At 40.5% G+C, this 13,440-nt stretch carries 13 protein-coding genes; 7 read left to right on the forward strand and 6 right to left on the reverse strand.

All coding sequences use genetic code 11. The annotated features are described in order from the left end of the window. Window positions 1–157: 157 nt before the first annotated feature. The 6 genes from purH (at window position 158) to GQR46_RS07830 (ending at window position 7,756) form a co-directional block, all read left to right on the forward strand. Window positions 158–1,744, forward strand: coding sequence for a bifunctional phosphoribosylaminoimidazolecarboxamide formyltransferase/IMP cyclohydrolase (purH, locus tag GQR46_RS07805; protein WP_007586526.1), 1,587 nt, complete (start codon window positions 158–160; stop codon window positions 1,742–1,744). A gap of 106 nt (window positions 1,745–1,850) precedes the next feature. Further along, entirely contained in the window at window positions 1,851–2,672 is an 822-nt protein-coding gene (locus GQR46_RS07810; RefSeq protein WP_165727128.1) for a class I SAM-dependent methyltransferase, read from the forward strand. A 15-nt stretch (window positions 2,673–2,687) separates the two neighbouring features. Continuing rightward, window positions 2,688–3,971 (forward strand): phosphoribosylamine--glycine ligase, encoded by a 1,284-nt coding sequence (purD, locus tag GQR46_RS07815; RefSeq protein WP_165740630.1) that lies wholly within the window; start codon window positions 2,688–2,690, stop codon window positions 3,969–3,971. A 112-nt stretch (window positions 3,972–4,083) separates the two neighbouring features. Next, complete coding sequence (locus GQR46_RS07820; protein ID WP_010553371.1) at window positions 4,084–6,624, forward strand: EAL domain-containing protein; 2,541 nt, start codon at window positions 4,084–4,086, stop codon at window positions 6,622–6,624. A gap of 22 nt (window positions 6,625–6,646) precedes the next feature. Continuing rightward, a complete protein-coding gene (locus GQR46_RS07825) occupies window positions 6,647–7,456 on the forward strand; it encodes a DUF2797 domain-containing protein (protein ID WP_165740631.1) in 810 nt (269 codons plus the stop codon). A gap of 6 nt (window positions 7,457–7,462) precedes the next feature. Beyond that, the gene (locus tag GQR46_RS07830; RefSeq protein WP_007586512.1) at window positions 7,463–7,756 is read left to right on the forward strand and encodes a hypothetical protein; all 294 of its coding nucleotides are present in this window, start codon (window positions 7,463–7,465) and stop codon (window positions 7,754–7,756) included. Window positions 7,757–7,769: 13 nt separating this feature from the next. Here the strand turns inward: GQR46_RS07830 and GQR46_RS07835 are convergent, their stop codons facing one another. The 6 genes from GQR46_RS07835 to GQR46_RS07860 form a co-directional block, all read right to left on the reverse strand. Beyond that, window positions 7,770–8,687, reverse strand: a complete 918-nt coding sequence (locus GQR46_RS07835) for a histone deacetylase family protein (RefSeq protein WP_010553374.1) — start codon at window positions 8,685–8,687, stop codon at window positions 7,770–7,772. A gap of 137 nt (window positions 8,688–8,824) precedes the next feature. Beyond that, window positions 8,825–10,366, reverse strand: a complete 1,542-nt coding sequence (locus GQR46_RS07840) for a serine hydrolase (RefSeq protein ID WP_165740632.1) — start codon at window positions 10,364–10,366, stop codon at window positions 8,825–8,827. 15 nt (window positions 10,367–10,381) lie between these two features. Continuing rightward, entirely contained in the window at window positions 10,382–10,876 is a 495-nt protein-coding gene (locus tag GQR46_RS07845) for a gamma-glutamylcyclotransferase family protein (protein ID WP_007586500.1), read from the reverse strand. 26 nt (window positions 10,877–10,902) lie between these two features. Next, on the reverse strand, window positions 10,903–11,541 hold the full coding sequence (locus tag GQR46_RS07850) for a LysE family transporter (protein ID WP_007586498.1): 639 nt from the start codon (window positions 11,539–11,541) through the stop codon (window positions 10,903–10,905). An 11-nt stretch (window positions 11,542–11,552) separates the two neighbouring features. Further along, window positions 11,553–12,326, reverse strand: coding sequence for a hypothetical protein (locus tag GQR46_RS07855; protein ID WP_007586497.1), 774 nt, complete (start codon window positions 12,324–12,326; stop codon window positions 11,553–11,555). 29 nt (window positions 12,327–12,355) lie between these two features. Then, window positions 12,356–12,841, reverse strand: coding sequence for a CreA family protein (locus GQR46_RS07860; RefSeq protein WP_165740633.1), 486 nt, complete (start codon window positions 12,839–12,841; stop codon window positions 12,356–12,358). Window positions 12,842–13,048: 207 nt separating this feature from the next. On the opposite strand from GQR46_RS07860, the gene GQR46_RS07865 reads away from it, so the two are divergent. Further along, window positions 13,049–13,378: a 5-carboxymethyl-2-hydroxymuconate Delta-isomerase gene (locus tag GQR46_RS07865; RefSeq protein ID WP_002957818.1), complete on the forward strand. Its 330-nt coding sequence runs from the start codon at window positions 13,049–13,051 to the stop codon at window positions 13,376–13,378. Window positions 13,379–13,440: the final 62 nt, after the last annotated feature.

Here is a 13,440-nt window from a genome sequence, read left to right on the forward strand (position 1 = left end):
AAAAAGCACCCTAGGGTGCTTTTTTTATGCCCGTAGTTTAATAGCCGAGTTGCAAAATGCTCACCCTCATCGGCGCTTTATAAGTCGTTTTTTGAGTTGTAATCAGTTAAAATGCCCGCTTCTAAGCTAGCTCATTAACTGAGGAAATCAAACTACAATGGATACTCATCGTCCCATTCGTCGCGCACTATTAAGTGTGTCTGATAAAACCGGTATTGTTGAATTTGCCCGCGCACTAGAAGCGCAAGGCGTTGATATATTATCAACTGGCGGTACATGTAAACTACTTGCTGATAACGGCATAAAAGTGACTGAAGTATCAGATCACACAGGCCACCCTGAAATCATGGATGGTCGTGTAAAAACTCTTCACCCAAAAATTCACGGCGGCATATTAGCCCGTCGCGGACAAGATGAAAGCGTAATGGCAGATAACAACATTTCTGCTATCGACATAGTTGTAGTTAACTTATACCCCTTTGCGAATACAGTCGCTCAAGAAAACTGCAGCCTTGAAGATGCTATTGAAAATATTGATATTGGCGGCCCTACAATGGTTCGTGCAGCCGCTAAAAACCACAAAGACGTAACAATCGTGGTAAACGCGAGTGACTACGACCGTGTTATCAGTGAAATGCAAAACAATAATGGCTCTACTACATATAAAACACGTTTTGACTTAGCGATTGCAGCTTACGAGCACACTGCCGCATACGATGGCATGATTGCTAACTACTTCGGTAAAATGGTTCCTGATTACACCGAGGAAGCTGCTGTAGAGACTAAATTCCCACGTACTATCAATATGCAGTTCACTAAAAAGCAAGATATGCGTTACGGTGAAAATTCACATCAAGATGCTGCTTTTTATGTTGAAAGTGACATTGCTGAAGCATCAGTTGCAACAGCAACTCAATTGCAAGGTAAGGCCCTTTCGTTTAACAACATTGCAGATACCGATGCAGCACTTGAATGTGTTAAAGAATTTGACGTACCTGCGTGCGTAATTGTAAAACATGCTAACCCGTGTGGTGTTTCAATTGGGGACAATATTCTACAAGCATACGAGCGCGCTTTTAAAACAGACCCTACATCAGCATTTGGTGGCATTATTGCCTTTAACCGAGAGCTAGATGCAGCAACTGCACAAGCAATTGTTGATCGTCAGTTTGTTGAAGTAATTATCGCACCTAGTATTTCGAGCGACGCTGCAAAAATTGTTGAAGCTAAAAAGAACGTTCGTTTATTAGAATGTGGACAGTGGACAGGTAAAGCAGCTGGCCAAGATATTAAACGCGTTAACGGCGGTATTTTAGTTCAAGACCGCGATTTAGGCATGGTAACGCAAGGCGACTTAAAAGTTGTTTCTAAACGTCAACCTACAGAGCAAGAACTTAAAGATTTACTATTTTGCTGGAAAGTAGCTAAGTTTGTTAAATCAAACGCAATTGTTTATGCCCGTGACGGTATGACCATTGGTGTAGGCGCAGGCCAAATGAGCCGTGTATACTCAGCTAAAATTGCAGGCATAAAAGCTGCAGACGAAAACCTTGAAGTTAAAGGTTCAGTTATGGCGTCTGATGCGTTCTTCCCATTCCGTGATGGCATTGACGCAGCCGCAGCCGCTGGTATTACTGCGGTAATTCAGCCAGGTGGCTCAATGCGCGACGAGGAAGTGATTGCAGCCGCTGATGAAGCCGGTATGGCAATGGTACTTACTGGTATGCGCCATTTCCGCCACTAATCACACAAAGGGTTAAACGTTGGTTTAACCCTTTTTGTTTGCTATAAATTCACGTATTCTGATTATTCAATAACCTATTTAAAATTATAATGTGAAGGAACAAACAATGAAATTTGCGCTAAAATCGCTACTTGTAGCCACACTAACGATGACATCGACTATGGCGCTTAGCCATAACCACGAATCGAGCCTTGAGCATGCACTTCAATCAAGCGAACGTAGCGCTAAAAACAGCGTTCGTGACGAATATCGTCACCCGGCTCAAACATTGGCATTTTTTGGCTTTAAACCAACTATGACAGTTGTTGAAATTGCGCCAGGCGGTGGTTGGTATAGTGAAATTTTAGCGCCAGCACTAAAAGAGCAAGGCACTTACTATGCCGCGCACTTTCCTGCTGATTCATCAGTTGGCTACTACCAACGCTCTCTTGCGGGCTTTAAACAAAAAGTAGCTGAAGATGAGCGCTTTAGTAGCGTTAAAATTACTGAGTTTGCACCTGTAACACATTTAGATATTGCGCCAGCTGGCAGTGCCGATATGGTTTTAACGTTCCGTAATGTGCATAACTGGTATATGGGCAAAGATAAAAGCGGTGCATTAAGTGCATTCCAAGCTTTTTATAAAGCCCTTAAACCAGGTGGTACATTAGGTTTAGTTGAACACCGTTTAGCTGAAGAACGTGCTGACGAAGATCAAAAAACTACAGGTTATATGAAGCAGAGCTACGTAGTCGACCTAGCTAAACAAGCTGGGTTTGAATTAGTAGCAAGCAGTGAAATAAATGCAAATCCAAAAGATACAGCCGATCACCCTAAAGGTGTATGGACGCTACCACCAAGCTTAAGACTCGGCGAACAAGATGCTGACAAATATAAAGCCATTGGTGAAAGCGACCGCATGACGCTGAAATTTAAGAAACCGCTTTAAATAGGAATTTTCGCCATGAATGTTTTAGTCATTGGCAGCGGCGGCCGCGAACACGCACTTGCGTTTAAAGCCGCTCAAAACACCAAAGTAAATACTGTATTTGTAGCCCCTGGTAATGCAGGTACTGCACTTGAACCAAAACTTGAAAACGTAGCAATAAACGTTGACGACTTAGAGGGTTTACTTAATTTTGCACAGCAAAACAAAGTAGAACTTACTATTGTAGGTCCAGAAATACCGTTAGTACTGGGTGTTGTTGATAAGTTTCGTGAACATAACATGGCTATTTTTGGCCCAACGGCAGGCGCAGCCCAGCTTGAAGGCTCTAAATCGTTTACTAAAGATTTTTTAGCACGCCACAATATTCCATCAGGCGATTATCAAACGTTTGAACAAATTGACCCAGCTCTAGCTTATTTAAAAGAAAAAGGCGCGCCAATTGTTGTAAAAGCAGATGGTTTAGCTGCAGGTAAAGGCGTAATTGTAGCAATGACGGAAGCCGATGCCGAAGATGCTATTCGCGATATGCTTGCGGGTAATGCTTTTGGCGATGCGGGAAGCCGTGTTGTTATTGAAGAATTTTTAGAGGGTGAAGAAGCGTCTTTCATTGTAATGGTTGATGGCAAAAACGTATTACCATTTGCTACCAGTCAAGACCATAAACGCGCTTACAATGGCGATGCCGGCCCTAACACGGGTGGCATGGGTGCATACTCACCTGCGCCAGTTGTTACGGATGAAATCCACCAGCGTATTATGAACGAAGTGATCTACCCTACGGTAGAAGGCATGGCAAGCGAAGGCCATCCGTACACCGGCTTTTTATACGCAGGTTTGATGATTGACGAAACAGGTACCCCTAAAGTAATTGAGTACAACTGTCGCTTTGGCGACCCTGAAACTCAACCAATGATGCTACGTTTACAATCAGACCTAGTTGAATTGATTGAAGCTGCTAACCGTGTAGAACTTGATAAAACAACGATTAAGTTTGACCCACGCGCAGCCGTTGGTGTTGTACTTGCAGCTAAAGGTTACCCTGGTGATTACCCTAAAGGTGATGCAATTTCGGGCTTACAAGTTGATTACCCTGCGGGTGAAAAAGTGTTTCATGCGGGTACTAAGCAAAGTGGCAATGACGTTGTAACCGCAGGCGGTCGCGTATTATGCGCAACAGCACTTGGTAACACCGTTACGCAAGCGCAGCAGCGCGCCTATGAGCTTGTTAAAAAAATTAGCTGGGATGGTATGGAATATCGTACTGATATAGCTTACCGTGCTATTGCACGCGAGCAATAGCCTGTAATACCTATTCATTGGTATAACCAGTTAATTTAACTACAAAAGCGCAGTTTATCTGCGCTTTTTTAGTGCTACACTAATTAAAAGGTTTTTTAAAAGTAAATTAACGTTGGAACTAAGAACTTTACGTTACCATGCAATTGCTGTTGCCATACTGATATTTATATTTTTTATAATCAGTACATTGGCATCAAACCTTGTCGTGCCTACACGATATACAATTGATAAAACGGCTCCAATGTACCTCGATTACGCCTACTATATTGACGAAACCAAAACTAAAACATTCGATACCATCATTAACCAACCTGAATTACTTACTCATCAACCATTTTCAGATGTTCCATGGAGTTTTAGCCAGCAAAACTATTGGTTGTTTCTTGATTTAGAAAATAAAAGCCTTAACAAGCAAAATGTTGTGGCACATTTTGACAACCCTATGGTCGATCACCTTACGGTTTATCGCCTCGATAAAAACAACAAACTAATTGAAACATACAAACTCGGCGATAAAGAAGAAGCCCTCTCTTTGTTTGAATACAGCGTACCGCATATTCGTTTTTTAGTAGAAAGAAAATCGTCACAGCGCCTAGTAATGAAAATAGACACAGTCGGCATAAGTAAAACACCAGTAAACTTATATCGTGATAAAGAGTTTATTGACTTAGTGCGCTCTCAAACTGGGATCTGGGGTATTTTTGTAGGCGTGCTATTGATGGCTGCGCTTTATAACTTGGTGCTTTATTTTGGCATAAAAGACCGTGTTTATTTAATTTATATTGGCTATATCATTAGTGCGTTAACCTTATTGGGTGCAGTGCTTGGTTTTGGATTTTATTTATGGCCAGTGCAATGGCAGTTATATATTCACGAAAAAGTCATATTTTTTAACTACGCAATATCATTTTTCACTCTCGCCTTTTGTACTATGTTTTTACGCTATCACAAGGACAATTGCTGGCGATACAAAATGAGCGTAAAACTGCTTTTGTTTATGTCAGTAATGGCTATAGCTAGTCTATTTATTCCTGAGTACATTGCAGCCCCGTTGTTTTTTTGTGTAATGGCACTTTTATACGTTGTTTGTATTATTTTAATTTATAACAAGCTACGTAGCGGCTTTAGGTGGGCTAAGTTTTATGTACTTTCGTGGATACCGCTGATATTTGGTGCGGTAATACAGCCTATGGAGCTCACTGGCTTTTTGGCTTATAGCTTTACCTCCCGCCATGCCTTTTTAATGGCTATTTTGTGCGAAGTTATTTTAATGGCAATGGCGTTAGCTGACCGAGTAAGGTATCAGCGCGAACGTGCGCTTTACCATGCCACGCACACACAACAAACAAAGTTACTTAATAGCTCCAAGCTAAAACAAGCATTTATGGCGCTACAAAGCCAAAACCGCTCAACAACTTTATGTTTAATAAAAATACGTCACTTTAATTCGCTCAATACAATTATTACCTCTTCTCAGGGCTACACACTTATAAAGCATGTAGCCAAAGAGCTTGAATTAGAACTCAGCCATGAACGCGAATTTACAAACCTCGAAACAGATTTAAACACCAGCCCACGCTTAGCCGATTTAAGCAGTGGCGTATTTGCCTGTATTTCTACTAAAACACAAAACCAAGAAATGCTAGAAGCACTACTGACTAAAATAATTAGCAGCCTACCAAAACAATATGAAATTAAAGGGCTAAACCTGCAGCTTAGTTACAGTATAGGTATTAGTAGTGCAGGTAAGAGTAACGACTTTGAATATTGGTTAAAGCGTGGTTATTTAGCGCTTAAAAAAGCAAAAGGTAGCGTTAATCAAGTTGGGTCATCGTCAAACGGTAATAATCTAATGATGGACGTTGCTCTAGCCGCTAAGCTGCAACAAGCCATCAAAACAAATCAACTGGCACTTTATTACCAACCTCAAATAAACTTATTAAGTAACCACGTAAGTGGTGCTGAAGCTTTATTACGTTGGCCCGACCCAACTTACAGCAACTTATCAATTGAAGAACTAATAATACTTGCTGAGCACACAGGCATTATTAACGAGCTAACACTGTGGGTAATAGAGCAAGCCTGTAAAGACATAGTCAAGCTTACAAAAAATGGCTATAACGAGCACACAATTAGCGTAAATTTAAGCGCTAAAAACTTAACTATAAATAATTTAGCCGAAAAAGTAGAAAATATTTTAATTAAATACCAAGTGCCGGCACAGTTACTTAAATTTGAACTAACCGAATCGGCCTTCGTCGATAGCCAAGATGCACTTATAAAGTTAGTTGATGAGCTAACCGCATTAGGTATTAAAGTAGTACTGGATGACTTTGGGACAGGCTATGCGTCACTTAGCTACTTAGTCAATTATCACTTTAGTGAACTTAAAATAGATAAGTCATTTGTTTTTGATTTACCTAATAACCCTACTCACCAGGTTATTGTACAAACAGCCATTGATATGGCGCATAACCTCAATTTATCAATAACAATTGAGGGGGTAGAAACCCAGGAAATCCATCACTTACTCAAAGATATGAACGCTGACTACGCCCAAGGTTATTTATACGCAAAAGCACTGCCTTACACCGACTATTTACACTTCTTAAAAAGCCAATATAGCTTAAAAATGTTAGACTCCTCTTTTTAACATCTTTAGGGGCCAAGTAAAGATGCAAGGCACACTGCGTAAATTAAAATCGAGCTTAACCGAACCAGTACAATATCACTTACCTGTAGGTGAACACCTAGTAGACTTAAATGCATTTATAGGTAAGGAGCTTACGCTTACCTTTAGTGGCACTATTTTATGTTCTAACTGCGGTAAAAAAACCAAAAAAAGCTATTCTCAAGGTCACTGTTTTGTATGCATGCGCAAGCTCGCTAGTTGCGATATGTGTACTATGAAACCAGAAACCTGCCACTACGATCAAGGCACGTGCCGAGAGCCACAGTGGGGCGAAGAAAACTGCATGATCCCACACTATGTATATCTCGCTAACACCTCTGGGTTAAAAGTAGGTATTACCCGCCACACACAAATACCAACTCGTTGGGTTGATCAAGGCGCGACTCAGGCATTACCTATTTTTAAAGTGCAAACTCGCCTGCAATCAGGTTTAGTGGAAGTTGCATTGGCTGAATTTATTGCCGATAAAACGAATTGGCGCAATATGCTAAAAGGTCAAAACGAAGCAATTGACTTAAAAGCAGCTGCAGCCGAGCTGATCCCACAAATTAGTGAAAAGCTAAACGAGCTCAGTGAATTATTTGGCGCAACAGCAATAGAACAACTTGATGAAGATGTGGTTGATTTAAACTTTCCAGTAACCGAATACCCAACAAAAATCAGCTCATTTAACTTTGATAAAGACCCTGTTGTAAGTGGTGTTTTACAAGGTATTAAAGGCCAATACTTAATTTTTGAAAAAGGCGTTATTAATATTCGTAAATTTACGTCTTATGAAGTAACCGTAGGCTAACGGGCTATGTTAAACAGCTACCCACAGTTATTGGTTATTTATAATGAGCTTGAGATAGCCCATAACCGCCAAGAGCAACAAGAGTGCTTACACAGCGTTATGCAAAGTGAACTAAGCGATGTGCGAGTACTTAATAAGCAAGGTGACTACCTTAATTTACAAGGCACTGCTTGCCCTGAATTGAATGGCGAGCAACTAGCACAGCTTGTTACAGCTTACTTATTAAATGAAGGACAATGCTGCCTTGGTAAAATCAAAACCCTAAGCACAGCGCAGGCGTTTGATTTATTAGGGCTATAAACACTCTCTTTATTTAGATATCAGTAAGCACTTTTATATGCGCTACAGCACTGCGACCTAAAGCTGATAGCGCATAGCCACCTTCTAAATACGAAATAACACCTTTGCAGCCGCCCTCTTTAGCAACACCACATAGTTGCTCGGTAAGCCAAATGTAGTCATCCTCTACAAACTTTAAGCTCGCCATATCATCTTCTAGGTGTGCATCAAACCCTGCGCTTATAAAAAGTAATTCAGGCTTAAACGCTTTTAATTTTGGTAACCATTGCCCAGTAAATACCTCTTTTAGGTCATCGCCATTGCTGGCAATTGGCAAAGGAGAATTAACTATATGGCTATTATTTTTAACCGCTGTATTTGGGTAAAACGGATACTGAAATAACGAACAAAGCAGTACGTTTTCGTCATCAATAAAAATGTCTTGTGTGCCATTACCATGGTGTACATCAAAGTCAGCAATCGCAATCCGCTTAATCCCTTTGCTTTGTGCGTACTTAACGGCAATAGCTAAGTTATTAAACACACAAAACCCAGATGATGAATCTTTATTAGCATGATGCCCTGGCGGGCGCACAGAACAAAAAGCAGCATCGAGTTTATCAGCAAGTATTTCGTCAACAGCTAACAATCCGGCACCTACTGCCCGCTCAATCGCTTTAAACGAATCGGGGCACAACCACGTATCGCCATCTAAATTAGCGAGTCCTTCGGTTGGTAGTGTAGTTTCTACGTGTTTAACTAAAGCCTCATCGTGAGCAAGTAAATAATGCTCACGCTCGGCCTTAGGTGCCTGCAGGTGTGTTAAGCCAACATCTACACCGCTGGCTAATAACCTGTCGGTAATTGCATCTAAGCGCTCTGGGCACTCAGGATGGTCGTCTATCATTTTATGTTTACGGCAATGAGGGTGTGAAATAACTGCAGTACGCATAAAATGCTCCTAGCCAAAGTAAATTGAGTGTTTAATATAACAAAGCCACCTAATGGTGGCTTTGCGACTTTGGTGTATATCGACACTTTAAATATCGACACTTTAAATATCGATACCTTGAATATCAATGTTATTAGCTATTTTGCTTTTAAATGTAGGTTTCTAAAATCAAAGCTAAAGTCGGTAATTTGTGTTGATACTGCACGCATTTTAGCGCTGTTTACACGGTTTTGTGAGCTCATTTCAAAACGAATAAACGCATCCGCTTCAAGCAGCTTTTCATCCCACTTAACTATAAATGTATTACCAGTGTAATGCTCAAGTGTGCCTTTTAAGCGCTTAGTATGCGTAAAATCAATATGCAATTTACTATCAAGCTGCTCAATAATTACATCGCCATACCAATCATCATGTAATGTACCGGTGTAATTAATGTTTGGTAATTGTGGTTGGTAGTCAGCGGGGGCTTCTGGTTTTGCATTAGCGTACGCCTGTTGTTTACCTTCAAAATGACTTTTAGCTAAATCCTCTACCCAGTCTTTATCTTCGAGCTCAAGTGCATCTTCAAGTACTTCATGGGTTACTGCCGAAAGTGCACCGAAAGCTTGTTGATTAGATAAAATAACAATACCGAGTTTTTTCTCAGGCAATAAAGTAACTTGCGATACCATCCCTAAAATACCACCGCCATGACCTAGCTTTTTAAAGCCGTGGTAGTCTTCAATACTCCAACCTAACCCATAACCCCTAAACTGCTGATGATACGATTCAAACGCACTTTTAGACGCCATAGACGTAATATGTGGGTGCCACATTTGCGCTTGTTGCTTTTCGCTAAACAGCTGCTCGCCACTTGGCATTTTACCGCCTGCTAATTGCGTACGAAGCCATTGGCTCATATCGCTTACACTTGAAGCAATGGCACCTGCACCTCTAAAATCTTCTAAGTAATTCACAAAAAATGGATGAAGCGTGCCATCCATAGGAATATGACCTGTCGCCCAGTTTTTATTACTTTTTGGAATACGTGAAAATCCCGCGCGTGAGTTATCCATGTGCAGCGGCTGTAATATATTTTTTTCGATGTAATCGTTCCAGCTGATACCCGACACACGTGCAACCACCTCACCAGCGGTAACAAACATCAAGTTGTTATAAGCGTATTTACTACGAAAACTGCTCGCTGGTTTTAAATACTGTAATCCCGCTAAAATTTCATCAACTGACTTATCGGTACTTGGCCAAATCATTAAATCGCCCTGCCCTAGCCCCAGCCCACTGCGGTGACTTAATAAATCACGAATACGCATTTCGCGTGTTACGTATGAGTCGTATAATCTAAACTCTGGTAAATGATCAATTACGCGGTCATCCCAGCTTAACTTCCCCTCATCAACCAACTTGGCAAGCGCTGCTGTTGTAAACGCTTTCGTGTTTGAAGCAATACCAAACAAGGTGTCTTTGTTTACTTTTTTGTTGGTATCGAGATTAGTTACACCAAAGCCTTTAGCAAATATTACTTTATCGTTTTCAACAATGGCGACTGCCATACCGGGTACGTCAAAACGCGCCATTGACGCTTTAATAACGTCGTCAATTTTGTTGGTATCAACTTGTGCCCAGCTACTAAACGAAGTGCCTGCTAGTAGTGCAATTGCGGCAAGTTTGGTTAATTTCATATCAATCCTATTTTATTATTTTTGATGAACTGCAAATTCAATTGCTGCGCGCTCTTGATTGGTATCGCTTTTTTGTGCGCGATTTAATATCGCATCACTGTATTCTTTTGGTACACCCGCTTCAAGTGATCCGCGATGAACGTGTTTTATGTACCAATCGTATGGGAGTACATCGCTGTCATGGGTATTAGCTATATAACAATGTGCAGTTACAGTCTCACCCGTTAGAAGCGTTGGGGCTATATCTACGCAGTCGTAACCTACGCCCTCAATACCATCTAAAATAACTTTTTCATCTTCATTAAGCTCATAAATAACGCCGTAAACCAGCGCGCCTTCTTTATCGCTTGGGCAAATACTGCATTTGCCAGAGCCATCTTTAAATAGCATATCAAAAGTTAGCTCGTAACCTTTAAGTACCGCTGTTCCTACACGCTTTACATTAGGTAAGCGCGCTAACAAACGATTAGATGACATATTGGAGCCAAACGAAAAATTATATAACGGCATTTTATCTCCTGTACTTTTTAAATAAGTTAAATAACAACACGTACTGCAAGGGCAATTAAAATAACGCCAATTCCACGGTCAAACCAATAACCGCGTTGTTGGAAAAAACCCCTTACATTATTTCTAGAAAGTATTATTGAAAGCATTGAAAACCACGCCCAAGTAGCCAATGCCATGTACACACCGTAGCCGACCTGTACGCTAGTCGGTGTTGTTGGGCTAATCACGAGTGTAAATAACGACATAAAAAATAACGTGGCTTTTGGGTTTAATGCATTTGTGAAAAAGCCGCGCCTAAAAGCAAGCCAAACGGATTCTTCTTGAACGGTTTTGTTTTCAACATCTTTTGCAGCCTCGCCTTCATTACTTGCTGGAGGTTTTGCAGCTCTGAGTGCTTGTACGCCTAAATAAGCTAAATATGCACCGGCAAGATACTTAAGCGCCATAAATAAACTAGGCGATTGCGTTAAAATAAGCGCAACACCTAAAACGCAATAGGCAACGTGCAGTAAAATAGCAGCGCCAACACCGGCGCTTGTCCACAATGCATTGCGCCTTCCTTGTTGCACACTTTGCTTAAGTACTACGGCAAAGTCAGGCCCTGGGCTTGCTACTGCAAAAAAATGAGCAATAACAATCAGTAAAAATTCATCTAAGTATTCCACGCAGATCCTTGCTAGTTTGGCGAATAAGCTAATAACAGCGGGTTAGCCGAGTTATTTACCAATGCTTTAATTTCTTTTTGTGCTTTTTTAAACTGACCACGTAAATGCGGCTTTAAATGTTTTTTAGACACTTTATCGTTTTTAAAGTAACTAATCAGGGCATGCATAAATACCGTATGTGTTTCACTTAACTTAGCTTCACGGTTAGCGTATGGATTATAACAAGAGCCACAACCGCCTTTAAACTGATACACCGTGTTGCTCATCATCACACCAAATCCTAAAAAACAGGCAAGTGCATCGGCAGCTTGTGGTAAATACTCCCTACCGCCTGGCGGTAGCACCCCAACGTGATGAATAAGTATGGTGGCCAGAGTACCCGCATAACTTGCCACTAAATCTTGTGGCTGATTAATCTGATTAGGATTAAAAGAGATACTGACCTTATGGCTTGGCGGCACAATTAAATGGCTGCCTTCGCCACGTATTTCATCACTAAATTCAAAGTGCGGAAAAACTTGCGGTTGTAACTGCTGAGGTGCGACTAATTGAATAGGCCATGCATTCATACCCGCGTAATTAGTAACGCGGGTAAAAACATTACTCGCCATTTCCTCAATGCTCGATACCGAATCAGGGAAAAAAGTGGCCGTTGGCAGTATTATTTGAGTGTGCTTTGTAAAAAACTCAGCATCAAAATTTTCTACAGCCCAAATAAATGTATCAATAAGCCATTGCTGCTCTTGATCTTCCAATAAAGGTGCCGATTTAAATAAAGCTAACATAAGGTGCTCTTATAAGTTTTAGTGCTAGTTTAGTTTTTTTGTGTAAGCGCCCAATCCCACGCTTGAGTATTGTATAGCGGCACTGTTGATAGTGCATGGTGGTGGCTACCACTGGATTCTTTAGTTGAATACGATAAGTACAATAAAGTACGATTCTCAGCATCGTAAATACGGCGCACTTTTAGTGATTTAAATAATATACTTTTAGATGATTTGAATATCACCTCGCCCGACTTGCTGCGGTCTATTTTTTGTAGCTGCTGCGCTGTAATAGGACCCGTTTGACGACATGCTATAGACATATCAGACGGATCAGAAAAGTCCAAATTAGCCTCTATATGACTAATATGACAAGTAACGCCTTCAAGGATTGGATCTTGCTGCGAATTAACCACAACATCTTTAGTTGTAAATAACCCCAAACTTACCGATGCAACATCGTCAGAGCAAGCACTTAATGTAATAACTGCACCTGTAAGTAAAGCTAAACGTTTAAATTTTTGTGGTAATTTCATACTTATCCTTAATTAATATATAAGTAACTTGGCACCTACGTTACTAAGCGAAGGTTCACCTGTTTGTTTTTATACTAACATCAAAAATAAATACGACTAAATTAGTTTAAAGTAAAGATTTTAGATAGCTCAGGGTTTAGCGAACCCTGTTGTATTTGATACAATTAACTCTCGCTCATGCAGTAACTCATAATAGGAAACGCCTAAATGCCGCACATTATTATTGAACACTCAGAAGACCTCCCTGTTTTACCACAAGTACTGGTAGAAAAAATTCACACTACCGCTTTCGAAAGTAACTTATTTGAATTAGAAACCATCAAAACACGCGCTATTGCTTATCAGCAATATCAACTTGGCGCAGGAAAATCAGGGTTTATACATATCGCGGTACATATTTTAGCGGGACGCTCAATTGAGCAAAAACAAATGTTAAGCGAACTATTACTTTCATGCTTAAAAACATACTGCAGAGCATCAGACAGTTTAAGCGTAAATATTTACGATATTGAGCATGAGATATACCGTAAAAATTAGTTAACTCTTGTAGTTTTGAGCAATAGAAGTAAACACTAGCAAGTAAAAAGCCCCAATAGGGG

Origin of the sequence: Pseudoalteromonas sp. Z1A6 (assembly GCF_011378745.1) — a bacterium.
Classification (GTDB): domain Bacteria; phylum Pseudomonadota; class Gammaproteobacteria; order Enterobacterales; family Alteromonadaceae; genus Pseudoalteromonas; species Pseudoalteromonas arctica.

Coding starts and splice junctions, on each gene's coding strand:
- purH (WP_007586526.1), top strand. CDS start 158: ATGGATACTCATCGTCCCATTCGTCGCGCACTATTAAGTGTGTCTGAT.
- GQR46_RS07810 (WP_165727128.1), top strand. CDS start 1,851: ATGAAATTTGCGCTAAAATCGCTACTTGTAGCCACACTAACGATGACA.
- purD (WP_165740630.1), top strand. CDS start 2,688: ATGAATGTTTTAGTCATTGGCAGCGGCGGCCGCGAACACGCACTTGCG.
- GQR46_RS07825 (WP_165740631.1), top strand. CDS start 6,647: ATGCAAGGCACACTGCGTAAATTAAAATCGAGCTTAACCGAACCAGTA.
- GQR46_RS07830 (WP_007586512.1), top strand. CDS start 7,463: ATGTTAAACAGCTACCCACAGTTATTGGTTATTTATAATGAGCTTGAG.
- GQR46_RS07835 (WP_010553374.1), bottom strand. CDS start 8,687: ATGCGTACTGCAGTTATTTCACACCCTCATTGCCGTAAACATAAAATG.
- GQR46_RS07840 (WP_165740632.1), bottom strand. CDS start 10,366: ATGAAATTAACCAAACTTGCCGCAATTGCACTACTAGCAGGCACTTCG.
- GQR46_RS07845 (WP_007586500.1), bottom strand. CDS start 10,876: ATGCCGTTATATAATTTTTCGTTTGGCTCCAATATGTCATCTAATCGT.
- GQR46_RS07855 (WP_007586497.1), bottom strand. CDS start 12,326: ATGTTAGCTTTATTTAAATCGGCACCTTTATTGGAAGATCAAGAGCAG.
- GQR46_RS07860 (WP_165740633.1), bottom strand. CDS start 12,841: ATGAAATTACCACAAAAATTTAAACGTTTAGCTTTACTTACAGGTGCA.
- GQR46_RS07865 (WP_002957818.1), top strand. CDS start 13,049: ATGCCGCACATTATTATTGAACACTCAGAAGACCTCCCTGTTTTACCA.